This is a genomic window from Arthrobacter nitrophenolicus (genome assembly GCF_045833485.1).
GTDB classification, from domain to species: Bacteria; Actinomycetota; Actinomycetes; order Actinomycetales; family Micrococcaceae; genus Arthrobacter; species Arthrobacter nitrophenolicus.
In genome coordinates this window covers 1,592,312-1,617,381 of the sequence record NZ_CP174504.1, presented here as the reverse complement: position 1 = coordinate 1,617,381, position 25,070 = coordinate 1,592,312, and the positions used below count along the sequence as shown (strand labels likewise).

Annotated in this window: 25 protein-coding genes; 10 read left to right on the top strand and 15 right to left on the bottom strand. The window is 67.3% G+C overall.

The genetic code is table 11. From position 1 onward, the window contains the following. Positions 1–5: 5 nt before the first annotated feature. The 5 genes from ACJJV6_RS07610 to ACJJV6_RS07590 form a co-directional block, all read right to left on the bottom strand. Positions 6–245: a heavy-metal-associated domain-containing protein gene (locus ACJJV6_RS07610; protein ID WP_009357067.1), complete on the bottom strand. Its 240-nt coding sequence runs from the start codon at positions 243–245 to the stop codon at positions 6–8. Between the two features lie 55 nt (positions 246–300). After that, positions 301–645: a metal-sensitive transcriptional regulator gene (locus ACJJV6_RS07605; RefSeq protein ID WP_009357066.1), complete on the bottom strand. Its 345-nt coding sequence runs from the start codon at positions 643–645 to the stop codon at positions 301–303. Positions 646–922: 277 nt separating this feature from the next. Next, entirely contained in the window at positions 923–1,441 is a 519-nt protein-coding gene (locus tag ACJJV6_RS07600) for a universal stress protein (RefSeq protein ID WP_009357065.1), read from the bottom strand. A 46-nt stretch (positions 1,442–1,487) separates the two neighbouring features. Beyond that, positions 1,488–2,216, bottom strand: coding sequence for a class F sortase (locus ACJJV6_RS07595; protein ID WP_009357064.1), 729 nt, complete (start codon positions 2,214–2,216; stop codon positions 1,488–1,490). Between the two features lie 107 nt (positions 2,217–2,323). Then, on the bottom strand, positions 2,324–3,013 hold the full coding sequence (locus ACJJV6_RS07590) for a hypothetical protein (RefSeq protein ID WP_200859137.1): 690 nt from the start codon (positions 3,011–3,013) through the stop codon (positions 2,324–2,326). 299 nt (positions 3,014–3,312) lie between these two features. Here ACJJV6_RS07590 and ACJJV6_RS07585 point away from each other — a divergent pair, with 299 nt between their 5' ends. The 3 genes from ACJJV6_RS07585 (at position 3,313) to ACJJV6_RS07575 (ending at position 4,963) form a co-directional block, all read left to right on the top strand. Then, positions 3,313–3,513: a hypothetical protein gene (locus ACJJV6_RS07585; protein ID WP_009357062.1), complete on the top strand. Its 201-nt coding sequence runs from the start codon at positions 3,313–3,315 to the stop codon at positions 3,511–3,513. 63 nt (positions 3,514–3,576) lie between these two features. Further along, positions 3,577–4,683: an exo-alpha-sialidase gene (locus tag ACJJV6_RS07580; protein WP_354176174.1), complete on the top strand. Its 1,107-nt coding sequence runs from the start codon at positions 3,577–3,579 to the stop codon at positions 4,681–4,683. Continuing rightward, complete coding sequence (locus ACJJV6_RS07575; protein ID WP_407710247.1) at positions 4,643–4,963, top strand: MoaD/ThiS family protein; 321 nt, start codon at positions 4,643–4,645, stop codon at positions 4,961–4,963. The genes ACJJV6_RS07580 and ACJJV6_RS07575 overlap by 41 nt, the downstream gene beginning before the upstream one ends. 94 nt (positions 4,964–5,057) lie before the next feature. Here ACJJV6_RS07575 and ACJJV6_RS07570 read toward each other — a convergent pair whose 3' ends face one another. The 5 genes from ACJJV6_RS07570 to ACJJV6_RS07550 form a co-directional block, all read right to left on the bottom strand. Then, a complete protein-coding gene (locus ACJJV6_RS07570; protein WP_009357060.1) occupies positions 5,058–5,294 on the bottom strand; it encodes a hypothetical protein in 237 nt (78 codons plus the stop codon). Positions 5,295–5,438: 144 nt separating this feature from the next. Then, the gene (locus ACJJV6_RS07565; RefSeq protein WP_009357059.1) at positions 5,439–6,665 is read right to left on the bottom strand and encodes a pyridoxal phosphate-dependent aminotransferase; all 1,227 of its coding nucleotides are present in this window, start codon (positions 6,663–6,665) and stop codon (positions 5,439–5,441) included. A gap of 66 nt (positions 6,666–6,731) precedes the next feature. Then, positions 6,732–7,949, bottom strand: a complete 1,218-nt coding sequence (locus ACJJV6_RS07560; RefSeq protein WP_035752141.1) for an aromatic acid/H+ symport family MFS transporter — start codon at positions 7,947–7,949, stop codon at positions 6,732–6,734. 141 nt (positions 7,950–8,090) lie between these two features. Further along, positions 8,091–9,785: an alpha-amylase family protein gene (locus ACJJV6_RS07555; protein ID WP_009357057.1), complete on the bottom strand. Its 1,695-nt coding sequence runs from the start codon at positions 9,783–9,785 to the stop codon at positions 8,091–8,093. Then, entirely contained in the window at positions 9,782–10,807 is a 1,026-nt protein-coding gene (locus ACJJV6_RS07550; RefSeq protein ID WP_009357056.1) for a TIGR03885 family FMN-dependent LLM class oxidoreductase, read from the bottom strand. The genes ACJJV6_RS07555 and ACJJV6_RS07550 overlap by 4 nt, the downstream gene beginning before the upstream one ends. A gap of 152 nt (positions 10,808–10,959) precedes the next feature. Between ACJJV6_RS07550 and ACJJV6_RS07545 the strand changes: the two genes are divergently transcribed. Together ACJJV6_RS07545 and ACJJV6_RS07540 are read left to right on the top strand one after the other, a co-directional pair. Beyond that, positions 10,960–11,883, top strand: coding sequence for an AEC family transporter (locus ACJJV6_RS07545; RefSeq protein WP_009357055.1), 924 nt, complete (start codon positions 10,960–10,962; stop codon positions 11,881–11,883). A gap of 63 nt (positions 11,884–11,946) precedes the next feature. Beyond that, the gene (locus tag ACJJV6_RS07540) at positions 11,947–13,035 is read left to right on the top strand and encodes an ATP-dependent DNA ligase (RefSeq protein ID WP_009357054.1); all 1,089 of its coding nucleotides are present in this window, start codon (positions 11,947–11,949) and stop codon (positions 13,033–13,035) included. Here the strand turns inward: ACJJV6_RS07540 and ACJJV6_RS07535 are convergent. The 5 genes from ACJJV6_RS07535 to ACJJV6_RS07515 form a co-directional block, all read right to left on the bottom strand. Continuing rightward, on the bottom strand, positions 13,032–14,648 hold the full coding sequence (locus tag ACJJV6_RS07535; protein ID WP_407710246.1) for an ATP-binding cassette domain-containing protein: 1,617 nt from the start codon (positions 14,646–14,648) through the stop codon (positions 13,032–13,034). The two genes, ACJJV6_RS07540 and ACJJV6_RS07535, sit on opposite strands and share 4 nt — an antisense overlap. Continuing rightward, complete coding sequence (locus ACJJV6_RS07530; protein WP_240685084.1) at positions 14,645–15,457, bottom strand: ABC transporter permease; 813 nt, start codon at positions 15,455–15,457, stop codon at positions 14,645–14,647. The genes ACJJV6_RS07535 and ACJJV6_RS07530 overlap by 4 nt, the downstream gene beginning before the upstream one ends. A gap of 10 nt (positions 15,458–15,467) precedes the next feature. Continuing rightward, the gene (locus ACJJV6_RS07525) at positions 15,468–16,409 is read right to left on the bottom strand and encodes an ABC transporter permease (protein WP_009357051.1); all 942 of its coding nucleotides are present in this window, start codon (positions 16,407–16,409) and stop codon (positions 15,468–15,470) included. A gap of 31 nt (positions 16,410–16,440) precedes the next feature. Beyond that, positions 16,441–17,997 (bottom strand): ABC transporter substrate-binding protein, encoded by a 1,557-nt coding sequence (locus ACJJV6_RS07520; RefSeq protein ID WP_009357050.1) that lies wholly within the window; start codon positions 17,995–17,997, stop codon positions 16,441–16,443. Positions 17,998–18,250: 253 nt separating this feature from the next. Beyond that, positions 18,251–19,570, bottom strand: coding sequence for an MFS transporter (locus tag ACJJV6_RS07515; RefSeq protein ID WP_009357049.1), 1,320 nt, complete (start codon positions 19,568–19,570; stop codon positions 18,251–18,253). Positions 19,571–19,799: 229 nt separating this feature from the next. Between ACJJV6_RS07515 and ACJJV6_RS07510 the strand changes: the two genes are divergently transcribed. The 5 genes from ACJJV6_RS07510 (at position 19,800) to pcaG (ending at position 24,997) form a co-directional block, all read left to right on the top strand. Continuing rightward, positions 19,800–20,639, top strand: a complete 840-nt coding sequence (locus ACJJV6_RS07510; RefSeq protein ID WP_083875014.1) for an IclR family transcriptional regulator — start codon at positions 19,800–19,802, stop codon at positions 20,637–20,639. A gap of 112 nt (positions 20,640–20,751) precedes the next feature. Next, complete coding sequence (locus ACJJV6_RS07505) at positions 20,752–21,633, top strand: shikimate dehydrogenase (protein ID WP_009357047.1); 882 nt, start codon at positions 20,752–20,754, stop codon at positions 21,631–21,633. Beyond that, complete coding sequence (locus ACJJV6_RS07500) at positions 21,633–23,501, top strand: bifunctional sugar phosphate isomerase/epimerase/4-hydroxyphenylpyruvate dioxygenase family protein (protein WP_009357046.1); 1,869 nt, start codon at positions 21,633–21,635, stop codon at positions 23,499–23,501. Before ACJJV6_RS07505 ends, ACJJV6_RS07500 begins: the two co-directional genes overlap by 1 nt. Positions 23,502–23,547: 46 nt before the next feature. Then, positions 23,548–24,414, top strand: coding sequence for a protocatechuate 3,4-dioxygenase subunit beta (pcaH, locus tag ACJJV6_RS07495; RefSeq protein ID WP_407710245.1), 867 nt, complete (start codon positions 23,548–23,550; stop codon positions 24,412–24,414). 16 nt (positions 24,415–24,430) lie between these two features. Beyond that, positions 24,431–24,997, top strand: coding sequence for a protocatechuate 3,4-dioxygenase subunit alpha (gene pcaG, locus ACJJV6_RS07490; RefSeq protein ID WP_354176179.1), 567 nt, complete (start codon positions 24,431–24,433; stop codon positions 24,995–24,997). Positions 24,998–25,070: the final 73 nt, after the last annotated feature.

The window sequence follows — 25,070 nt, the reverse complement described above, 5'->3', positions numbered from 1 at the left end:
CCCTTCTAGGCTTCGTTGGCAACGACCAGGTACCCGGCCTCTGCCACTGCTTCGCCGATTTCCGAGGGTGACAGTTTTTGGGTGGACGTGATGGTCACGGTGGAGATCCCGCCTGCGTTGAGTTCAACGTCCACGGCTTCCACCCCCGCAAGGGCTTCGAGTTCTTCGCTGACCGCGGAAACGCAGTGGCCGCAGGTCATGCCGGAAACGCTGACGGTTGTGATGGTGGGGGAGGTGGTGCTCATGGCTGGCTCCTGATCGTCTGGCCGGCGGTGGCCGGCGATGGGTGCAGTTGGGGGTTTAGCGAAGCAGTCTGCCGATGGCCTCGGCCGCTTCCTTGACCTTTGCATCAATGGCTTCGGCGCGCGCTTCCGGGTCGGGTTCGGCGGCGGCCCCGACCACGCAGTGGCCGATGTGCTCCTCCACCAGCCCCAGGCTGACGGCATGCAGGGCTTTGGTGACGGCGGACACCTGGGTGAGGATGTCGATGCAGTATTTGTCCTCATCCACCATCCGCGCAATGCCGCGAACCTGCCCCTCGATGCGCTTCAGCCGGCGGAGGTATGCCTCCTTGTTTCCTGTGTAGCCGTGTTCCGGCAAGTGCTCCACTGCGGACGCGGCGGTTGCTTCTTGGATGGAGTTCATGAACCCACCGTATACCCCTTAGGGGTATCGGGCAAGTACCCCCAGGGGGTATGTGCAAACTTTCGGGAAGAAGGGCACAAAAAAGCTCCGGAGTGCGTTATTGGGGGATACGCACTCCGGAGCAGCTCTTGGGCAAAAACCGGTGTCCACCTGCGTGGACCGGCCTGCTTGAATCAGCTTACTGGCTGGTATTAGCGTCCGCCAGCACCGCGAATAACTACTTTCACTTTATTTTCAGCGTGCCATTTCCGAGCCCTGCCGGCAGCCCCGGGAGGGGTTACGGTCTGTCCTCGTGAGCCGGCATCCGGTACGGAACCACCAGGACGGGCTTGCTCTGGTGGTGGGTCAGCCAGGCTCCCACCGAACCATTCAGTGCCTCCGAAAGCCGGTGCGAGAATCCACGTTCGGACGTGCCCACAATGATCATCGGCACGTTGGCTTCGGCGGCCAGCTGGCCCAGCGCACGGGCGGGATCGCCAGCGAGGGTGCGGAGCGTCCAGTCCACCGTGCCGCTGCCGGGCGGCACCTGGTCCACGGCTGACTGGATGTCTGACTTGAGTTCCGCTGTCAGGGTCCGGATGTCCTCGTCGTCGGCGTCCGGATGAAGCGACAGGCGGTGGGCCGAGCGGGCAGGGTCCCACTCCACCAGGTAGCTGGCCTCATCCACAAACGCGCACACCAGGGGCGTGCCCAGCCGGGCGGCCAGGGTGGCCGCGGTCTGCAGGACTTCCGGATGCTGTTTGGGCATGATCCCCACCAGCAGGGGGGCAGTTCCACTGAACCGTTCCGATGTCATAGCTCATTGTGCGCCCGGGCAACTGCCTTGAACAGGTCCTGCCTCGTCACGTAAGCGCAGGTGAGGCCGTTATCACCACGTTCTTGCCCCACGGGTCTTCGGTGTAGCAGGAGATGAGGACCAGGCGGTTGGGCACGATGTCCCAGATGGGGCTGTCCTTCAAGCTGGACTTCACGAACGTCGTCACGCTGTCCACCTGGTAGGTCAGCGTTCCCGAAGCGGTGTCCACCTCGAAGCGGTCACCCACCCGGGAGGCTGAGCTCAAGTGGTTGAACGGCGCCTCCGCTCCGTCCCAGCTGTGGCCGATCACGTACGTCGTGTTTGCTGAGCCCTCCCCGGGGGTTCCGAACGGAACCAGCCAGTAGCCGTCCTTGGTTTCCGGCGGCACGATGGTCTGGCTGTCCTGCGCGGCGCCGTCGAGGTCCAGGGGGTGCACCGGCACGTCAAAGCCTGCCGCCCCGTACCGGATCCGGACCGGTGCCGCCGCTGCCGGCAGCACCGGTCCAGGTTGTGGTGGAGCGGCCGCGGCGGGCGCCGTCGTCGGCCTTTGGATGTCCGGCGTGCTGCCCACCAGCGGTGCTGCGGTTGCCGGTGCAAGGGTTGCCGTTTCAACGCTTCCGACGGCGGCCGGCTGCGGCTGGTGGAGCAGTGGGCCGCCGAACGTAATGGCCAGGAAGGCCAGGATTCCGGACAGGAGGATCGCGAGGTCACCGCGGTTCAAGCGGCGCCACCGGCGGCCGGTCCGGGCAACGTGCCGGCTGCGATCCTGGGACATCTCTACTCCTCTGCTGGCAGGGGGTGATGGGAAGGAAGGCGCCCCGCCGGGCACTGGCGGGACGCCTTCCTTGTCAGTGGCCGCGGAACGCGGCTCGAGCCCCGGGCTTAGCCTGCGGCGGAGGCGTCGGCCCTGCGGCGTACGGCCACTGCGGCTCCTGCTGCCACCAGTGCGCCCAACCCGGCAACCCAGGCGGGGGAGTATTCAGCCCCGCCAACGGCTGTCTGTGCGTTGTAGCCCTTGTTGGTGCCGAGGTTGGTGGTAGCGCTTGCGGCAGCACCGGTGCGTGCCGGCACCTGTGGCGTGGCGGCGGCGGGCTGCGCTGGAACCACAGGTGCACTGGCAGCAGGCGGCGCGGCCGGAGGAGCCACCACCTCGGCGGCCACCGGCGGGTGGACGACCGGCTGCTCGGCCGGGGGCACCACCACCGGCTGCTCGACGACCGGCTCAACCACAACGGGCGGGTCGACCGGCGGCGTCACCACGGGGGGTGTGACCACCGGCGGTTCAACGACGACCGGCAGTGTTTCGCCCGGCGGCAGCGGCGCGCAGTTGTCGACGTAAAGGAGCTTGCCGGCGTCGGTCCAGTTTTTGCCGGCCGACTGCGACGTGGGTGGAATGATGTCCAACGGGTGCTGGTCGTGGCCGCTGAGGCCATTGACGTTGAATTCCAGCGCTTCCCAGCTGCTGCCGTTGTTGTGGCAGACGGTGACTTTCTCAGGTGCGGCCATGGCAGGGGCAGTGAGGCCAATCAGGCCCAGCCCTGCCACCCCCAAAGTGGCTAAGGTGCGTTTCATTTTTTCTCCCCAGTTATCCGTAGCGGTCCATGCGCGCGGGGAGTGCCAGCGTTGACGCCGTATGCCCCAGCAGCACGGTCAGCTTGCTTGAGGTTTCAGGCTAGGAGCGGCGGCAGGGGCGGGTCGCGAGTAGGAGGTACTCGACTTTATGGGCCGCTGACGTGGGCCGATACCTGCTCCTACGCGGAAATGGGGGAGTACTACTTGTTCAGCGTGGGAAACCGGCCGACTCTTTTGATCCTCCCTTGTCCGCGGTTGGCCCCGCGCCTAACGTTGAAGCATACGAAAGGTGTGTGGACATGGAAATCTACATGTGGTGGCTGGACCTGGACCTCGACACCAAGGAGTGGCTGCGGGAGAACCTCCGTGCCGAGGAGTTGCCGCTTCCCGTGCTCCAGGGCATTGCGGAAGCGGGCGGACCGCACCCCGATAACCCTGCAGCAGTCCTGAGCGATGCCGACTGGGATTTCATCGAGACGCAGTCGGAGTTTGTCGACTGACCCGAGGACCCGGAGGCTTCTGCCGCCATAAAACCGTTGCGGGCCGCCCGCAGCGATGGTTGCATGGGGGACATGGCATCCGCAGAGAGTTTTGTCTTAGCGATCGGGACTAAAAAGGGACTGTGGCTGGCCACCAGCCAGGACAGGAGTACCTGGTCCTTCACCGGCCCCCATTTCCTGATGAGCGAAATCCCCAGCATCGGGATCGATACCCGGAACGGGCGCACCCGGATCATGGTGGGCGTCCGCAATGAGCACTGGGGACCCACGGTTGCCCATTCCGATGACCTCGGCGCCACCTGGTCCGAGCCCGAGCAGGGGGCCATCAGGTTTCCGGAGGACACCGGCGCGGCCGTCGAGCGGGTGTGGCAGATCTATCCGGATGCCAAATCCCGGCCGGGGGTGGTCTGGGCTGGCGCGGAGCCCATTTCCGTGTGGAAATCCACGGACGGCGGCGAACACTTCGAACTGAACCGGGGGCTGTGGGACCACCCGCACCGCAGCGAGTGGGGTGCAGGATATGGTGGCGCAGCGGCGCATTCCATCGTGGTCCATCCCAGTGGGAAGACCGTCCACGTGGCTATGAGCACTGGGGGCGTTTACCGGTCGGTTGACGGTGGCACCTCCTGGGAGCCGCGCAACAAGGGAATCTCGGCCTACTTTATGCCCGACCCCAACCCTGAGTTCGGCCAGTGCGTGCACAAGATTGCCGCGGATGCCGCCGTCGAAGGCCGCCTTTATGCGCAAAACCATCACGGCGTCTACCGTACGGACGACAATGCCGAGACCTGGACCTCCATCGCGGACGGCCTGCCCGCTGATTTCGGATTCGTGATGCTCACCCACCCCCGCCGCGCGGGGACGGCCTGGGTGGTGCCGCTGAAAGCTGACGGCGAACGCATTCCGCCCGATGGTGAACTGGCGGTGCACCGCACGGACGATGCAGGCTCCACCTGGAAGCGGCTGGCGTCCGGCCTGCCCACCGGCGAGTACAACAGCGTGCTGCGCGATGCCGCTTCGGTGGACACGGCGGAACCCGCGGGCGTGTATTTCGGCACGCGCGGCGGCGCTGTCTATGCCAGCGCGGATGAGGGTGACACCTTTACCGAAGTAGCATCGCACCTGCCGGATGTGCTGTGTGTCCGGGCGGCAGTGGTGGCCGGTGCCTGACATCGCAGTGGTCCTGCCGAGCGTCCTGCAGCCCCTCGCCGGCGGGCAGTCCGTGCTGACTGCGCCCGCCGACGGGCCTGTGACGGTGGGGGAGCTGCTGGATGCGGTGACCTCCGGCTACGCCGTTCTCGGCAGGCGGCTCCGCGACGAGACGGGCGCGCTGCGCCGCTTCGTGAATGTCTATGTGGACGGGGACGAGGTGCGCCGCCTGCAGGGGCTGGAAACCGAGGTGGCGCCGGGCCAGGAGGTTCTGGTGATCCAGTCGGTGGCCGGCGGCTGAATCCCGTGTGTGCCGCGGCTGCGGGCAGTCCTTACTGACTACACCCGCTTGCCGCGGCGGCGCTGCCCCGGGAAGGGCAGCAAGGCGTTGAAGTTCAGGCGACCCGCCAGACGGTGCATTCGTCCGCATTGATGGCTTTCCGCAGCCCTGTAATCCGGTCCAGGATCCAGACCACGCCGATGCCCGGCGCTGTTTCCTGGACGCTGCCGCGGCGGATCACCACGTCGTCGTAGGAAGGGCCCACGGAAAGGCGGGCTTCAATTTCGTCACCGCGGTGGAGCTGGTCCAGGGCGCGGACTCTGGTTACATGCGTGGTCGCTTTCTTCAACATTGCGTGGCCTCCTGGCTGGAGCTGGTGCCGGCTCTTGCCTGCACTACCAAGTGTGGCCGGGCAATGTTGCGCGCCGGTTTCCCCGCGGTTAGGGACCGGTTAGTTCTTCGAGCCGGTGTTGTTTCCCTGGTGCCGGGATTCCGCTCAGGCGGCGCCGCGGCTGCGGTAGCCGGCCAGGAAGGCCGAAATCCTTTCCACGGCTTCCTCGATGTCCAGGACGGACGGGAGGATCACGAACCGGAAGTGGTCCGGGGCGGGCCAGTTGAACGCGGTGCCGTGGGAGACCAGGATTTTCTGTTCCTGCAGGAGGTCCAGGACGAACTGCTCGTCATTGGCGATCGGGTACAGTTCCGGATCCAGGCGCGGGAACAGGTACATGGCCCCCGACGCCGGCACGCAGGTGACGCCGGGGATGGCAGTGAGCAGTTTATGGGCGAGGTCGCGCTGTTCCCGCAGCCGTCCGCCCGGATTCACCAGGGCCTCGATGCTTTGGTAGCCGCCCAGGCAGGTCTGGATGGCGTGCTGGGCGGGAACGTTCGCGCAGAGGCGCAGCGAGGCAAGCAGCTCCAGGGCTTCCCGGTAGCCGGCGGTGGCGGCGAGGGGTCCGGTGATGGCCACCCACCCCGCGCGGTAACCGGGCATCCGGTAGGCCTTGGACAGCCCGCTGAAGGTCAGGCAGCACACGTCTTCCGCCACTGACGCGGTGTGGATGTGGCGGGCGCCGTCGTACAGCACCTTCTCGTAGATCTCGTCCGAGAACAGCACCAGGTTGTGCTTGCGTGCCAGGGCAGCGAACTGTTCCAGGATGTGGCGGGGGTACACCGCGCCCGTGGGGTTGTTCGGGTTGATGATCACGATGCCCTTGGTGCGGCTGGTGATTTTCGCTTCCACGTCCGCCATGTCCGGCCACCAGTTCTCTGCCTCATCGCAGAGGTAGTGCACCGGTTTGCCGCCGGTGAGGGTCACGGCAGCCGTCCAGAGCGGGTAGTCCGGCGCCGGGACCAGGATCTCGTCACCGTTTTCCATGAATGCCTGCAGGCACATGGAAATGAGTTCGCTGACGCCGTTGCCGACCACGATGTCCTCAACGCCGATGTTCATCAGGCCGCGGGTCTGGTAGTACTGCGAGATGGCGGTGCGCGCGGTGAAAATCCCCTTGGAATCGCTGTACCCCTGCGCACCGCGAAGGTGGTGGATCATGTCAACGACGACGGATTCCGGCGCTTCCAGCCCGAACGGCGCCGTGTCCCCAAGGTTCATCTTGAGGATGCGGTGCCCCTCGGCCTCCATGTTCTTGGCCGCCTGGAGGATGGGGCCGCGGAGTTCGTAGCGGACATTCCGGAGTTTGCTGGAGTGTTGCATGGCGCGCATGGTTGATCTTTTCACACAGCCGGCGCCGGCCGCCCCTGCTTAGGGCAGGGGAGGCCGGCGGCGGTGCTAGGAAACTGCAGCGCCGGTTCGTTCGGCAGCGATGGCGTTTGGAACTGCGAGAAGTGCTATCAGGGCAAGAGCTCCGGCCGCTGCGAATACGTAGAATCCCCAGGGATAGGCGATGCCTGCTGCCACCAGTCCGCCCGTTACTGCAGGTCCCATGATGGCCCCCACGCGGCCCACGCCGGCAGCGAAGCCGAGTGCCGTGGCACGCAGCCGGGCCGGGAAAAGCTGGCTCACCCAGGCGTAGACGAGCACCTGGGAACTGAAGACGAACACTCCAGTGACGAAGACAAGCACGTTGAGCAGGACTGCGTTCTCCACCTTGATGCTCAGGAGCGCCAGGCACAGTGCCGAGAGGCCGAACCACAGCAGCACGATGGGTTTTGTGCCGTGCTTGTCTGCCAGGATGCCGGCGACAATAAGGCCGGCGACAGCGCCAAGGTTCAGTACCAGCAGCAGCGAGAGGCCCGCGCTGACCGGATACCCTGCGGATGCCATCAGTTGGGGAAGCCACGTGTTCAGGCCGTACACGAGCAGCAGCCCCATGAATGATGCCGCGGCGATGGCTGCGGCTACCACCGGGTACGGCTTCTTCACCAGGTCGCGGAAGCCGGTGCGGGACTCCGCCCCGGCTGCCCTGGCCGGTGGCAGCGTCTCCGGCAGCTTGAACCACAAGAAAGGCAGGAGCAGCAAACCTGCAACGCCGCCCACGACGAACATGGTCCGCCATTCCGGAATGACCAGCAAGGCCAGGAATGCCGTGGCCACGGCGCCGACGTGGTACCCGGTCATGGTGCGGGTGGTCGACTTGCCGGCATTGCCTGCAGGCGAGTAATCGTTCATGTACGCCAAGGCAGCGGGCAGGCAGGCTCCGAGCCCGGCACCGGCCAGAAGCCGGAAAACGCCGAACACGGCAACGTTCGGCGCCCACACGACGGCGAGGGTAAACACCGAAAACCACAGCACGCAGGCCATGAGCAGGTTTCGCCGCCCCAGGCGGTCCGAGAGGGGAGCAATGAAAAGCGCACCCGCGCCCACGCCCACCAGGGAAACCGTGGCCACGAAGGTGGCGCCCACGGCATCAAAGCCCAGCTCGCCGGTCTTGATGAGTGTCGGGATGACGGTGCCGAGAACCACAAGGTCGAAGCCGTCCAGGACCATTGCCAGCCAGCACAGCCATACAGGCCAGCGCGAGGGCAGGCCGGATGAAGAAGTTGTCATGAAATCCTCGTTGATATCAGAAAGATGCCTTCGCCGCCCGGTCAGCAGGGTGTGACCCGCGGCATAAGCAAGAAGACTACATGGCAGTTCTCTTAACGTACAAATGTTCGTCTAGCGAACAGTTGGATTTCGGTGCATCGCTTATGGCGCCAGCCGGTCCCCCTTCCGGTGCACCCGGAACCAACGGTATCCGTAGCGCCCCAGCTCGGCCGTAAAGCCGCCGCCGGGCTCCAGTTCCACGTTGTCGCCGTCGAACAGGTCCAGCAGCATGGCGTCCTTGTAGGCCTGCGGCGGGGCGTCCTCTCCACCCACCAGGCCGCTGACCTTCACCGGGTCCTCGCCAAAGTTGTGCAGCAGCACCAGCGTCCCGCCGTCGGAACTGCAGGTATGGGCGAACACCGCGGGCTCCGGCTGGTCAATGACGTTGAATTCACCCCAGCCCAGCTCCGCGGACTCGCGGTAGCGGCGGATCAGCGTGGCCATGAAGTTGAACAGCGAGTCCGGGTCCCGCTTGGCCGCGGCGGCGTTGACCCGGCCGGGCCCGTAGTCGCCCCTGGCCAGCGGAGCCACCAGGTCCGCTGCCTTGGCACTGGAAAAGCCGCCGTTCTTTTCGCTGGTCCACTGCATGGGGGTGCGCACGGCGGCGCGGCTCTTCTGCCGAAGGTCCTCGCCCATGCCGATCTCCTCGCCGTAGAACAGCACGGGCGTGCCCGGCAGCGAGAACATCAGCGAGTACACCATCCGGATCCGTTCCTGGTCGCCGCCCAGCATCGGCGGCAGCCTGCGGCGCAGGCCCCGGCCGTAGATCTGCATGTTCTTGTCCGGCCCGAAGGCGGCGAAAACCTCCTGCCGCTCGCCGTCGCTGAGCTTGTCCAGGGTGAGTTCGTCATGGTTGCGGACGAACATGGCCCACTGGTTGTCCGGATGGATGGCCGGCCGGCTCTTGAGCGTCTCCGCGAGCGGGCGGGCATCCTGCCGGGCCAGCGACAGGTAGATGTGCTGCATCGACATAAAGTCGAACTGCATGTTCAGCTCGTTGCCCTCGGGACCGCCGAAGTACTCCAGCTGCTCCTTGTAGGGCAGGTTCACCTCGCCCAGCAGCACCGCGCTGCCGTTGCGGCGGCTCACAAAGCTGCGGAGCGCCGCAAGGTACTCGTGCGGGTCCAGGTTGGCGGCCTCATCCTTGGGCTGGCCGCGGGTCTCCAGGAAGAACGGCACGGCATCCAGCCGAAAACCGTCCAGCCCCAGTTCCAGCCACAGTCCCATCGCCTTCGCGATCTGGTCCCGGACGCCGGGATGGGTGACGTTGAGGTCCGGCTGGTGCTTGGCGAACATGTGCAGGTACCACTCGCCCGTGGCGTCGTCCTGCGTCCACAGCGAATTCTCCTCCCCGGGGAAGACCACCTCGGAGGACGTGTCCGGGGGAGTGTCCTGGCGCCACACGTAGAAGTCGCGGAACGGGTTGTCCGTCGATTTCCTGGCCTCGACGAACCACGGGTGCTGGTCGGAGGTGTGGTTGACCACGAAGTCCGCGATCACGCGCATGCCCCGGTCCTTGGCGGCGCGGATGAACTCCACCAGGTCGCCGAGCGTGCCCAGCCGGGAGTCCACGGCGAAGAAGTCCGTCACGTCATAGCCGTCGTCCCGGTCCGGGGACGGGTAGAACGGCATGAGCCAGATGCAGGTCACGCCCAGGGCGGCCAGGTAGTCCACCCGCTGGGTCAGCCCGGCGAAATCTCCGGTGCCGTCGCCGTCGTCGTCAAAGAACGTCTCCACGTCCAGGCAGTAGATGACCGCGTTCTTCCACCACAGGTCGGACGTCTCGGCGAGCCTCATGCCCGGGCCTCCGACGACGGTTCGGCAGCCGCTGCGGCAAGCTGCGGTTCAGGCGCTCCGCCGGATGTCCGCAGGTGGGGCAGGACGTCCGCCGCGAACGCGTCGATGAAGGGAGCCTGCTCCTGGCCCACGAAATGCAGGTAGAGCTCGTCGAACCCGAGCTCGGCGTAACCGGCCAGCCAGTCCACGTGCTGCTCCAGGCTTGCCGATACGTTGACGCTTGTGCGGACCTGCTCCTCGCCCACATGCTCGCCCACGCCGTCGAAATGCCCGGCCGTCGGCAGGTCCCAGGGCACAGGCGGGGCGAACGTGTTGGTCCGCCACTGGTCCACGGCGATGGCAGCAGCCTGCTCTTCGCGGGACGCCCACGAAAGGTGGACCTGCAGCACGGCCTTGCCTTGTCCGCCGTTGTCCCGGTAGGCGGCCAGCATGTCCCGCAGCTTGTCGGCAGGCTGGTTGACGGTGACCAGCCCGTCCGCCCAGGCGGCGGCACGTCGTGCTGTCTCCACGCTGATGGCGGGCGCAATCAGCGGCGGCGGAGAATCCGGGACATCCCAGATCCGCGCCTGCTCCACCGTCACCAGGCCGCGGTGCGTGACTTCCTCACCGCGGTGCAGCCTGCGGATGACGTCAACGCACTCTTCCAGCCGGCGCTGCCGGATGTCCTTGGCCGGCCAGGCATCGCCGGTGATGTGCTCGTTCATGTTTTCGCCGCTGCCGGGGGCGAACCAGAACCGTCCCGGGAACATCCCGGCGAGGGTCGCGGACGCGTGGGCGATGATTGCCGGGTGGTAGCGCTGGCCCGGTGCCGTCACCACCCCGAACCGGAGGCCGGTGGTGGCCAGGGCGGCCCCCAGCCAGGACCAGGCGAACCCGGAATGGCCCTGGCGTGCGGACCACGGCTCGATGTGGTCGGAGCACATGGCGGCGTCAAAGCCTGCGCGCTCCGCATGCTGGACATCCTGGAGCAGCTGGCCGGGACTGATCTGTTCGTGGGAGGCGTGAAAGCCGACGGTAACCATCGTTAACCTCTACCGTCCGGTACGGTGCCCTGTCGAGGGCATCCCGGACGGCGGTGCCCAAACCCGTCCACTTGTCGGATAAGTTTGGAACTTGTAGTACTGCGTTCCTGCCGACGATGCGGGGGCCGGCGGAACGGGAAGGAAGTACCTCAATGGGAGGCGTGCTGATCGGGCTGGCGGTGATCGGCGTCGTGATCGCCGTGGGGTACATCGCGGCGCGCTGCGGCCTGGGCGGCGAGCCCACCGTCACGGCATTGACGCGCACGGCGTTCTTCATCACCAACCCGGTCCTGCTGTTCACGGTGGTCCTGGAATCGGACGTCAGCGTGGTGTTCTCTGCCTACGTGCCGCTGGCCCTGCTTACCGCACTGGTCACCGCGCTGCTGTACGTGGTGATCAGCCGGCTGTGGTTCCCGAGGCCGCTCGCCGAAACGGCGGTCGGCGCCATGGCCAGTTCCTACGTCAACGCCAACAACATCGGCATCCCCATCACCCTGTACGCGCTGGGGGACGCCACCCCCGTGGCACCGGTGCTCCTGGTCCAGCTGCTCCTGCTGGCGCCGCTGGTGCTCACCTTGTTGGACCTTTCGGCCGCCGGCAGGTTCTCGCCGCGGCTGATGCTGACGCAGCCGTTCCGGAATCCCATGATCATCGCCACCCTCCTGGGCGTGGTGCTGGCGGCGTTCAACGTGGAGCTGCCTGAGCCGGTGATGGCCCCGCTGGCCTTGCTCGGCGGCGCGGCCGTGCCGGTGGTGCTGCTGGCGTTCGGCATGTCGCTGCACGGCAGCCGGATGCTGGGCAGCGGCGGGCATACGGCGGAGATCCTCACCGCCACCGTGCTCAAGTCCGCGGTGATGCCGGCGGTGGCGTTCGTCGTCGGTCGCTTCCTGTTCAACCTGGACCAGCCCATGCTCCTGGGCGTTGTCCTCATGGCTGCGCTCCCCTCCGCCCAGAACGCCTTCCTGTTCGCCAGCAAGTACGGCCGGGGAGTGGCCGTGGCCAGGGAAACCATCATGCTCTCCACGGCCGCTGCGGCGCCGGCGCTGATCCTCATCGTCTGGCTGCTCGCAGGCTGATCCGCCGCGCCGGCAGGCAGGGCAGGGGTTCCGCGCCGGCCGCCCCCGGGCAAGAATGGGCACATGGAACTTCCCGTGATGCCGCCTGTCCCGCCCATGCTCGCCAAATCCGTCAGCGGCATCGACGGTATTCCGGGGACAGGGAGCCTCAGCTACGAACCCAAGTGGGACGGCTTCCGGTCCATCATCTTCCGCGACGGGGACGAGCTGGAAATCGGCAGCCGCAACGAAAAGCCGATGACCCGGTACTTTCCCGAGCTGGTGGCGGCGCTGAAGGAGAACCTGCCGCCGCGGTGCGTGGTGGACGGGGAAATCATCCTGGTGGGCGCCTCGGGCGACCGGCTGGACTTCGACACCCTGCAGCAGCGCATCCACCCCGCCGCCAGCCGGGTGAAGCTGCTGGCGGAGCAGACCCCGGCATCCTTCGTGGCCTTCGACCTCCTGGCCCTGGGCGATGACGACTACACCGGCAGGCCCTTTTCCGAACGCCGCGCCGCGCTGGAGAAGGCGCTGGCGGCCAGCAAGGCACCGGTCCACCTCACGGCCGCCACCACGGACAAGGACACCGCCGGCAAATGGTTCGAGCAGTTCGAGGGCGCCGGCCTGGACGGCGTGGTGGCCAAGAGGCTGGATGGCCGGTACGAACCGGACAAGCGGGTGATGTTCAAGATCAAGCACGAGCGCACGGCCGACTGCGTGGTGGCCGGCTACCGGCTGCACAAGAGCGGGCCGGACAGCATCGGCTCGCTGCTCCTGGGCCTGTACAAGGACGACGGCGGCCTGGCGAGCGTTGGCGTGATCGGCGCCTTCCCGATGAAGCGCCGCAAGGAGCTGTTCCAGGAACTGCAGCCCCTGGTGACCGATTTCGACAACCACCCCTGGGCATGGGCGAAGCAGGAGGAAGGCGAACGGACGCCGCGGAACGCCGAGGGCAGCCGCTGGAGCGCCGGCAAGGACCTGTCCTTCGTGCCGCTGCGGCCGGAACTGGTGGTGGAGGTCCGGTACGACCACATGGAGGGGGACAGGTTCCGGCACACCGCCCAGTTCAACCGCTGGCGCCCGGACCGGGACCCGGAGTCGTGCACCTACGCGCAGCTGGAGGAGCCGGTCAACTTTGACCTCGCCTCGGTCCTGGAGACCGGCCGGCCCTAGCCGTTGCCCCGGACTGCCGGGTTCCTGGCGTCCAGCATGCTCCACAGGCCGTCCGCGCGGCAGGGAATGGACGCGTCCACCAGTGCCCGGCTGTGCGGGTGCCGCGGGGCGGCGAAAAAGTCGCGCGTTTCGGCCACCTCCACAACCTTACCCTCGAGCAGGACCGCCACCCTGTCGCACATGTACCGCACCACGTCCATGTCGTGGGAGATCACGATCAGGGACAGGTCATGCTCACGCTGCAGCCGCAGCAGCAGGTTCAGGATGGTCCGCTGCGTGAGCGCGTCCAGGGCTGAGGTGGCTTCGTCGCAGATCAGCACTTTAGGTTCGAGCAGGAGGGCGCGGGCGATGGTGGCCCGCTGCAGCTGGCCGCCGGAGCATTGGCCGGGGCGCTTGTCCAGGAGGGCGGCATCCAGCTCCACCTCCTTGAAGGCGGCCGCGATCCGCTCGTCCCGCTGGGCGGGCGGGAGGTCCCGCCGCGGCGGCAGCGGTGCCTGCAGGCTTGCCCGCAGGGTCATGCGGGGGTCGAACGCGCCGTGCGGCTCCTGGAACACCAGCTGCACCGCCGTGGGCCGGGCGGCGCCGCCGTCGAACCGCCGGCTGATAATCCCGGTGCTGGCCTCCTCAAGCCCGACGATGGCCTTGGCCAGGGTGCTCTTGCCGGACCCGGACTGGCCGAGGACGCCCAGGATCTCCCCGCGGCGGAGCGTGAGTGAGACATCTTCCAGCACGGTACTGCCGCGCCTGCGCCCGAAGCGCTTGCCCACCTTGTCCAGGACCAGCACGTCGCCTTCTCCGGGGGACGGACGACGCCGGGAGGCGGGTGCCAGCTGCGCCGCGGCCAGCAGGTCCCGGGCATACTCCGTTGCGGGGCGGGTAAGCAGCTCACCTGCGGGTCCGTCCTCCACGATGCTGCCGGCGTTCATGACCAGGACGCGGTCCGCGTAAGCGGCGACGGACGCCAGGTTGTGCGTGATGTACAGGATGCCGAGCCCGCGCTCCCGGCGCTCGCGGTCCAGCAGCTGCAGCACCTGGCGTTCAAGCATCTTGTCCAGGGCTGACGTAGGCTCATCGGCCAGGAGCATGTCCGGTTGGCCGGCCAGCGCCAGGGCGGTCATGGCGCGCTGGGCCATGCCGCCCGAAAGCTGGTGCGGGAAAGAGCGAAGGCCATTGCCGGGGTCGGCGAAACCAACCTCCGCCAGCAGCTCCAGGGCCTTGGCCCGGGCCTTGGACCCGCGCAGCCCGGCGTGCAGGCGCAGCGGCTCTTTGAGGTGGTTCCCGATGGTCCGGTTGGGGTTGAACATCCGCTTGGGCTGCTGGAACAGCATGCCCAGCCGCCCGCCGCGGACCGCGTTGAGTTCGGGTTCGCGGGCGCGCGCCAGGTCCTGGTCCCCCAGCCGGATGGACCCTGCGGTGATTTCCAGCTGCGGGGGCAGCAGCCGCAGGCACGACATGGCGGTGAGCGTCTTCCCCGACCCCGAACTGCCCACCAGGGCCACGAACTCACCGGGCTCGACGGCGAGGGAGACGCCGGACAGCAAACGGCGGCCGTGTCCGCCGTCGTCGGTTTTGTGCCGGACCTCCAGGCCGTCCAGCACCAGCCGGGCGCTCACGTGTCCGCCGCCGTCGGAAGCAGCAGGGGCCCGGCGGCCATGTGGGCGGCGCGCTGGCCCAGCAGGGTGACACAGAGGGCAACCGTGAAGATGACCAGGCCCGGGGCCAGGATGCCCAGCGGTGCACGGTCGGCAAACGGCTGCGCCGCGGCCAGCATGGAGCCCCAGTCCGACTGCGGCGGCTGGACGCCCAGGCCGAGGTAGGAGAGGGCGCCTACGCTGATCAGCAGGTGGCCGAACCGCAGGGTGGCCTGGCCCAGGATCGGGGCGGCAAGGTGCGGCAGGACGTGCCGGAAGATAACGAAGCGCGGACTGCAGCCCAGCACCCTGGCGGCATCCACGAACCCGCGGGCGGAGACGTCGTAGGCAAGGGTCCGTGCCAGCCGGGCGAAGGGCGTCCAGCCGGTGACGGTGAGCGCCAGCAGCAGGGGACCGAATCCGGTGCCGAGGGCCGCGACGATGAACAGCGCCACTACCATCTCCGGCAGCGCGAGCAGGACATCGTTCGTGCGGGTGAGGAACTCATCCACCCAGCCACGTCGCCGGGCGCTGAGGATGCCGATGCCCACCCCCAGGATGCACGTCAGCACCGTTGCCAAGGCGGCGACGGACATGGAGAACCGGCCACCCTCCAGGATCCGGCTCAGCGTGTCCCGGCCCAGGTTGTCGGTACCCAGCCAGTGCGCTGCCGACGGCGGTGCCAGGCGCAGTGCCAGGTTCTGCTCCGCGGGCGGGTAGGGCGAGATCCACGGGGCAAGCAGCACCGCCAGGACGATCAGGGCAAGGACTGATCCGGCAACCGCGGTCACGCTGATCCGGCTACGCAAGGGAACCTCCCACCGTGGGGTTGAGGAAGCGGTGGACGAAATCGGCCAGGGTGGTTACCCCCACGGCCAGCGCCACGACCACCACCACGCCGCCCTGTGCCAGGGGGATGTCGCTGTTGACCACGGAATCGAAGAGCAGGCGGCCCATGCCGGGCACGGCGAAGATCACCTCCACGATCACCGAGCCGCCCAGCAGCCCGGCGAACCAGACAGCGAACAGGGTGGACAGGGGCACCAGCCCGTTGGGAATGACATGGCGGATGATGGACTGGGCCTGGCTCAGGCCGCGGGCCCGGGCGGCCGGCACGTGGTCCGCTGCTGCTGCGTCGATGATGCCGGCGCGGACCGCGGAGGTGAAGAAGCTGATGGGCCGCAGTGCCAGGGTCAGGGCAGGAAGGACTGCCGAGGACATGTCGTTCCAGCCGGCCGTGGGCAGCACCGAGAGCTTGAGGGCGAAGACCAGGACCAGAACCGGTGCCACCCAGTACTCCGGCATGGCGATGAACGCCTGGGTCACGGCGGTGATGGCCTTGTCCGGCATGCTGCCCGGACGCAGCCCGGAGATGATGCCGAGCGGAAGGGCGACGGCGGCGGCGAGCCCCAGCGACATGGCCACGAGGCTGAGCGTGACGGCAAGCGCGGGCAGGACCTGCTCTGCGACGGGGGTGCGGCTGACGTAGGACAGCCCCATGTCACCGCTGAAGAAGTCGCCCAGCCACCGGAAGTACTGGGCGGCGAGGGGATCGTTCAGTCCCAGGCTCTCGGCGAGGGCCTGGACGGAGGAGTCCTCGATGGCATCGCCGGCGACCCTGGACCGGATGATCTTCCGGACCGGGTCGCCGGGGGTGACGTAGGGGATGAGGAACACCGCGAAAGAGGACACAGCGACGGCGGCCACCAGGGTGGCCGTCCGTTTGGCGATGAACTGCAGCATGCGGTGGTCCGGTGTTCGAGGGACTTGGGGGCTAGGAGGCGGCCTTGGCCGTCTTTGCCGTCAGGACATAGCGGGACAGCGGGTCCTGGACGTAGGAAAGGACGTTGGTGCGGACGGCGTCGGTGGCCTGCTCGTTAACCAGCCAGGCGTTGACCGCCTTGTCCTGGAGGATCTGTCCGGCCTCCGCGTACAGCTTGTACCGTTCGTTGGTGTCCACCGTCTTGGCCGCCTCGGCAATGATCCGGTCGTACTCCGGATCGCAGAAGTGGCTCAGGTTGTAGGTGCCCTTGCAGGTGTAGTCGGCCGTCAGGAAGCCGATGGGGTCGGCGATGTCGATCAGTCGGTTGCGCTGGCTGAGCAGCATGTCGTAGTTGCCCGCCAGCACATCCGGTTCCGCCGAGGCGTATTCCTTTGCCTGGATGGACAGCGGGATGCCGATGTTCTTCAGGTTCTCCTGGATGACCGCGGCCACGTCCGCGAACTCGGCGCGCTCCACGATTGCGATGATCTCCAGCGGGCGGTCAGCGGTGTAGCCGGCCTTTTCCAGCAGGGCGCGGGCTCCCTCCAGGTCCTGCTTGTGCTGCTCCTGCGCCTCGCCGGCCCAGGGCTCGGACGGCGCGAACGGTCCCGTGGCGGGCAGGGCAGCGCCCTCGTAGACGCTGGCGGCCAGGGCTTCCAGGTCCAGCGAGTCGCGGATCGCCTTGCGGACATCGATGTTGTCCAGCGGTGCGCGGCCGTTGTTCATGTACAGGGTGGCAGTGCGCGGCGAATCGGCGCCCAGCACGGTGACACCGGCGGTGCCCTTCAGGGTGGCGAGACTCGCCACCGGGATGGACAGGGAGATGTCCGCCTCGCCGGTCTGGACCTGGGCCGCGCGGGTGGCGCCGTTGGTGATGAAGCGAATTTCCGCTCCTGCCAGCTGGACCTCGCCGCCCCAATAGTTTTCGTTGCGGTCGAGCGTCAGGGACTGCTTCGCTTTTTCCGAGACGGGGGTGAAGGGGCCGGTGCAGTGGCCGAACGGGTCCACCTCTGCGTCCTTGTAGGCCGCCGGGGCGAGGATGCCGGTGTTGACGCTTGCCAGGCGGTACGGGACCAGCGGGTTTTCGGCCGGGGTGCTCACACGGACGGTGTTTTCGTCCACGGCGCTGACGCTGCTGACCATGGTCCGGTTGAAGGCCCGGGCCGGCACTTTGGCGTCCAGGACGTGGTTCAGCGAGGCAACCACCGACTCCGCGGTGAGCGGGGTGCCGTCCTGGAAGGAAACGTCCTGGCGGATGGTGAAGTCCCAGTCCAGCGGGGACGTCTGCTTCCACTCTGTCGCAAGCATGGGCACTACCTTGCCCTGTGCCTGGTCGAACCGGGTGAGGGTTTCCAGGCAGCCGGACAGCGAAAGGATGTAGGCGGCATCGGATTCGATGGCCCAGTTGGCCACCGGCGCGCGGAAGTTGTCCACCACGATCCGCTGGCTGGTGTCCGCGGCAGCCGTGCCCTGGACGGCCTGGGTCTGGGTGCCGCTGAAGCCGCAGCCGGCCAGGGTAAGGGTGGCGAGGGCTGCCACGAGGACGCGGGGCCGGAGGAACGAGCGCACGAAAATACCGCCTTGCAGGGCTGCCGGGGAAGCAGGAATAAAAAGATGGGAACGACTTAGGGTAGCCTTCCCTTCCTGAAAACCGTGAATTGATGTCGGTCCCTGCCTGCCGGATGACCCAGCCGGCCGCCGTCGTGCCTTCCTGCCCGGTTACTGCCCGCCGGCCGGTCCCCGGGCACCGAAAAGCCCGCCGTTTCCGGGGAAATGGCGGGCTGTCCGGGGAGCAACCGGGAGGGACCGTACGGTGTGCGGCCTACTTCAGGCCCAGCTGCTGGGTGGGGGTCTTGAAGGATTCCTTGGCGGTGAGGGCCGAGATGGCTGCCACGGCGCAGATGACCGCGGTGAAGATGCTGATCTGGACCCAGCCGCCGGCCTTGATGCCGCCCATGGCTGCGACGATGGCCGGGGCGAAGCCTGCCATCAGGAAGCCGAGCTGGGTGCCGATGGCCAGGCCGGAGAACCGGACCTTGGTGCTGAACATCTCCGCGTAGAAGGACGGCCAGACGGCGTTGGAGGCTGCGTAGCCGCAGGAGAACATGCCGATGGCGGCCAGGAACATCAGGGGCACGCTGCCGGACTCAAGGCTGAGCAGGAACAGGGGCGTCAGCACCGCGCTGGCCACCGCGCCGTAGATGAACACGGGCTTGCGGCCGATCTTGTCCGCGAGCATGCCGAACAGCGGCTGGGTGCCCAGGGCCACGAGGTTGGCGCCGACCACCAGCCACAGCGTGATGGTCCCGTCCACCCCGGCAACGGTCTTGGCGTAGCTGATGGCCAGGGTGCCGAAGACGGTGGAGACGGCGGCGATGAAGGCGCAGCAGATAACGCGGAGGACGTCCCGCCAGTGGCCCTTGAGCAGGTCGGCAACCGGGAGCTTGGAGATCTGCGCGGACTTCTGGGCTTCCTCGAAGGCGGGCGGCTCGTGCAGCGTACGGCGGATGAAGAACGCCACCACGACCACCACGGCGCTCAGCCAGAAGGGGATGCGCCACCCGATGCCGTACTTGATCTCGTCCGGAAGGGCCAGGACGGGGATGAAAACGAGGGCCGCGAGGATCTGGCCGCCCTGGGTGCCGGTGAGGGTCCACGAGGTGAAGAAGGAGCGGCGGTTGTCCGGGGCGTGTTCCAGCGTCATGGAGGATGCACCGGCCTGCTCGCCGGCGGCGGAAAGGCCCTGGCAGAGCCGGGCCAGGACCAGCAGTGCCGGAGCCCACCAGCCCACGGTGTTGAAGTCGGGCAGGCAGCCGATGAGGAAGGTGGAGGCGCCCATCAGGATCAGGGTGAACATCAGCACCTTCCGCCGGCCGATCCTGTCACCGAAGTGCCCCAGGATCACGGCGCCAACGGGGCGTGCCACATAGGCGAAGCCGAAGGTGGCGAACGACATGATGGCGGCGTTGGCGTCAGCGTCGGGGAAGAAGACAGTGGGGAAGATCAGCGCCGCTGCCGAGCCGAAGATGAAGAAGTCGTAGTATTCGACGGCGCTGCCCAGGAAGCTGGCGAGGGCCGCCTTCTTGGGCGTCCCGGCATGGGTGGCGGTACCCGCTCCGGCGGACGGAAGAGTCTGGCTCATGGAGTTCCTTTGTGTGACGACATTGTCGCTGGTGAATCTTGGGGGATCGCAGCCGTGCCTGGGTGCGGGCGGGGCGCGATGCGGCTGGAGTCCGGTGGAGGTCCAGGGCGAGTAGCCACATGATGAGAGCTACTTGTGCGATACAGCAATGATGGCTGTGAGGGCAGTCACCTGTCAAGAAAATGATCACGATCTAGAAATAGCTCTCACATTGTGGCAATATCGAGCTATGAGTGTGAATCAAACCACAGTGGCCGATGACGTTCCCGCTGAGGAGGCCGGCGCCCCGGCAGGCGGAAAAAAGACGCGGGCGGGGGACCGGACGGACATGGTGGGCAAGGCCCTTGGCCTGCTGGTCCTCCTGGGTGATGAGCCCCGGGGGGCCAGTGCTGCGGAAATCTCACGCCGCGCGGAGCTGCCGTTCAGCACCACATACAGGCTCCTGGGCTCCCTCGCCCGCGACGGGTTTGTGGATTATGAGCCGGACGGGCGCCGCTACCACCTTGGCCTGCGCATCTTCCAGCTGGGCCAGCGGGTCTCCAGCTATCACGGCTTTGCCGGCACCGCCCTCCCGGTCCTGCGCCGCGTCACCGGGCAGACGGGTGAGGCAACCATCCTCAGCGTCCGCGACGGCCTCCACCATCTCACCGTGAACAAGGTGGATGGGCCGCAGATCTTTCGCGTCACCAGCGACCCCGGACACCTGGGCTCCCTGTCCACCACGGCGGTGGGGAAGGCCCTGGTCGCCTTCGCGGAAGATTCGGAGCGCGAGCGGCTGCTGGACGAACTGCCGCTGGAGGCGCTGACGGAAAAATCCATTACCGACAGGCAGGCCTTCCGCGAGGAAGTCGAGAAGGTGCGCCACCAGGGCTACGCCGTCATGGATGAAGAGAATGAGGCGGGCATGCGCGCCGTCGCCGTCCCGCTGCTGAACGCCCAGGGCCACGCGTTCGCGTCCCTGGCCACCGCGGTGCCCGTCTTCCGGCTCAGCCTCGAGGCGCTCGAGGCCTATGTCCCGCTCCTGCAGGAGGCCGCAGCGGAACTGGCGGCACGCCTTCCCCAGCGCTAAAAGTTCGTATCTCGAACAGGAGTGCGATAAGTGAACAAATGCTGTACTGTATTTTCCATCACCGGAACCGCCGCAGGGCTGGTCCGGTGCCGTTACCAAAGGAGCTGCACGGATGAGTTCTCGAACTGAGTCCTACCTGGTGGGACTGGTCGGCGACGGCGTCACGCCGTCACTCACCCCGCCCATGCACGAACGCGAAGGGGATGTGCAAGGCCTGCGCTACCTGTACCGTCCCATCGACCTCCTGGAGCTGGGCCTGCCCGGCGAAGCTGTGGGCGAGCTCCTTCAGAGTGCACGCACCCTCGGATTCAACGGGCTCAACATCACCCATCCCTGCAAGCAGCTGGTCCTGCAGCACCTGGATGAAATCTCCCCGGACGCCCGCCGGCTGGGCGCCGTGAACACGGTGGTCATCCGGGACGGCCGCTTCATCGGCCACAACACCGACTTCTCCGGCTTCGCCGCAGCCCTGGCCTCCGGCCTGCCGGGTGCACGGCTGGACCGCGTGGTGCAGCTTGGTGCAGGCGGCGCCGGATCCGCCGTCGCCTATGCCCTGCTCACCGCCGGAGTCAGGACGCTGGACCTGGTGGACATGGACCCTGCGCGCGCCGCGGAGCGGGCGGCGGAACTGGCAGGCTTCTTCCCGCACGCCACCGTTACGGCCCGGACGACGGCGGAGCTGCCGCAGCTGATGCCGCTGGCCGACGGCCTGGTGCACTGCACGCCGGTCGGCATGGCTGCGCACCCCGGCGTACCCCTTGACCTTGACCTGCTGGAAGCACGCCACTGGGTGGCGGACATCGTCTACCGCCCCATCGACACCGAACTGGTCCGCGGCGCCCGCGCCAAGGGCTGTGACGTCCTGGACGGCGGCCGGATGGCAGTGGGCCAGGCGGCCGACGCTTTCCGGATCTTCACCGGCCTGGACGCCGACCCGGACCGCATGCGCTCGCACTTCCTGGAGCTCGTGGCCGCCGAGGAGGTGGCCGCCTGATGCGTACGGGAATCGCCACCGTCTGCCTCTCCGGCACCCTCAAGGAAAAGATGCAGGCCTGCGCCATCGCCGGCTTCGACGGCATCGAGATCTTCGAGCAGGACCTGGTCACCTCGCCGCTGAGCCCGGAGGATGTCCGGAAGATGGCCGCGGACCTCGGGCTGGGTTTGGACCTCTACCAGCCGTTCCGGGATTTCGACGGCGTCACCCCGGACCTGCTCAAGGCCAACCTCCGCCGGGCTGAGGCGAAGTTCGGGCTCATGTCCCGCCTGGGCATGGACACCATCCTGGTCTGCTCCAACGTTGCCACGGCCACGATCGACGACGACGGCCTGCGCGCCTCCCAACTGGCGCAGCTGGCCGGGCTTGCCGGAGACCACGGCATCAAGGTGGCGTACGAGGCCCTCGCCTGGGGCAAGCACGTGAACGACTACGAGCACGCGTACCGGCTCGTGGAGATGGTGGACCACCCCAACCTCGGAACCTGCCTGGACTCCTTCCACATCCTCTCCCGCGACTGGGACACCGCGCCGATCGAGCAGATCAACGCGGACAAGATCTTCTTCGTCCAGGTGGCCGACGCCCCCAAGCTGTCCATGGACGTGCTCTCCTGGAGCCGCCACTACCGGGTATTCCCCGGTGAAGGCCAGTTTGAGCTGGCCAAGTTCATGGGGCATGTGGTCCGTGCCGGCTACACAGGTCCCGTCTCCCTCGAAGTGTTCAATGACGTCTTCCGCCAGTCCGACGTCGAGCGCACTGCCGTGGACGCCATGCGGTCGCTCATCTGGCTCGAGGAACAGAGCGCCAAATGGCTCGCCGCCACGGACGCCGAAGGGGCCGGCGGCGCCGCCCTCCGCCGTCGTTATCCCATGGAACTGGCCACCCTGCCCAAGGTGAACGAGCCCGCCGGGTTCAACTTCGCCGAGGTCAAGGCAGACGATACCGCCCAGCTTGAAAAGCTCCTCGGCCAGCTCGGCTTCGCCTTCCAGGGCCGCCACCGCACCAAGGACGTCCAGCTCTGGACCATGGGCCAGGCGCGCGTGATCATCAACGAGCAGGCAGCCCTGCACACCGAACCGGCCATCGCCGCCCTGGGGTTCGACGTCGATTCGCCGGTCATTGCCTCCGCCCGCGCCCAGCAGCTCAAGGCGCCGGTGGTGGCCCGCAAGGTCCAGGCTGACGAGGAGGTGTTCCAGGGCATCGCGGCCCCGGACTCCACGGAAATCTTCCTGTGCCAGGGCAGCCCGGACGGCACCGCGGCGTGGACGCGCGAGTTCGGCGAGGGCCTGGAGCACCCCTCGAGCGGAGCCAGCGCCGTCATCGACCACGTCAACCTGGCCCAGCCCTGGCAGCACTTCGACGAGGCCGTCCTCTTCTACACCAGTGCGCTGGCTTTGGAACCGCAGCCGTTCGCCGAGGTTCCCAGCCCCAGCGGCCTGGTCCGCTCGCAGGTCATGCAGACGTCCGACGGCGCCGTGCGGCTGGTGCTCAACCTCGCACCCGTGCAGCAGGCACAGAGCGAGGTGCGCCAGACCTACCAGGAACACATCGCCTTCGCGGTGGAGGACCTCGTGGCCACGGCCCGGGAGGCCCGCCGCCGCGGCCTGGAGTTCCTGCAGATCCCTGCCAACTACTACGAGGACCTGGACGCCCGGTTCGATCTCGAACCCGGTTTCCTGGCCACGCTCCGGGAACTGAACCTCCTGTACGACCGCGACGCCGACGGCGAATTCCTGCACTTCTACACCGCCACGGTGGGCAGCGTGTTCTTCGAGATGGTGGAACGCCGCGGCAACTACGACGGCTACGGGGCGCCCAACGCCCCGGTTCGGCATGCGGTCCAGTACGACTCCCTGCACCGCCCCTGAACCCGCACCACTGCAAACCCAACCAAACACCAGAAAGGAGCCAGCCGTGCCGCACGAATTGAACGCCCCCACGGACGAGCTTGTCCCGGCTGCCGAACCCAAGGCAGGACATGCGCCCCTGGACACAGCCGTGGAAACCCAGCAGGACCTCAGCGCAGAGATCAACGGCCTGGCCGACGCCTACGCCCGTGCACTGAAGGACGGCGCCCCGGCGGAAACCCAGCCCCGGCTGGACTACCCGCCGTACCGCAGCAGCATCCTCCGGCACCCCACCAAGAGCCTGCACCACGCGGATCCGGAAACCATCGAACTGTTCTCGCCTGCCTTCGGCCACCAGGACGTCCACGCCCTGGAAGCAGACCTGACCATCCAGCACAACGGCGAACCCCAGGGCGAACGCATCATCGTGGCCGGCAAAGTCCTGGACGGCGACGGCCGCCCGGTGGCGGGGCAGCTCGTGGAGATCTGGCAGGCCAACGCCTCCGGCCGGTACATCCATAAGCGCGACCAGCACCCGGCACCGATCGACCCGAACTTCACGGGCATCGGCCGCTGCATCACCGGTCCGGACGGTTCCTACCGGTTCACCACCATCAAGCCGGGCGCGTACCCGTGGAAGAACCACCTGAACGCCTGGCGTCCGGCGCACATCCACTTCTCGCTGTTCGGCACCGAGTTCACCCAGCGCATCATCACCCAGATGTACTTCCCGGGCGACCAGCTGTTCCCGTTGGACCCCATCTACCAGACCATCGTGGACCAGGACGCCCGCGACCGGCTGGTGGCAAGCTACGACCACAGCCTCACCGAACCGGAGTGGGCCCTGGGCTACAACTGGGACATTGTCCTGACCGGTCCCAAGCGGACCTGGACCGAAAACGAGGCACTTGGTGCCGCAGGCGACGAGGAATAGGCAGAGGACCAGTCACATGAGCAACCAGACCAGCCAGCTCGTCCCCACCCCCGGCCAGACCGTGGGCCCGTTCTACGGCTACGCGCTGCCGTTCGAGAAGGACAACGAGCTCCTTGCCCCGGGATCGCCCGGCTCCATCCGCCTCCAGGGCACCGTCTACGACGGCGCCGGAGAGACGATCCCGGACGCCATCCTGGAAATCTGGCAGCCCGACGCGGAGGGCAACATCGTCCAGCAGACCGGTTCATTCCACCGCGACGGCTACACCTTCACCGGGTGGGGCCGCGGCGCCGTGGGCAACACCGGTATCTACACCTTCACCACCGTCAACCCCGGTGCCACCAAGCCCGGCGCGGCCCCCTTCATCTCGGTGGCCGTCTTTGCCCGCGGCCTGACCAACCGGCTCTTCACCCGCACCTACCTGCCGGAAAACGAGGAGGCCCTGGCCCAGGACCCGCTGCTGTCCTCCCTGGACCCGGAACGGCGCAAGACCCTTATCGCGCGGCGTGATCCCGACGGCGGCCTGACGTTCGACATCCGCCTCCAGGGTGAGGGCGAGACCGTCTTCCTGGACTTCCAGTGACGGACGCCGCTGCCCCGAACGCGGCCGCCGGCCACGGTGTCGACGCCGGCCTGCTCCGGCCCGCCTCCGCATC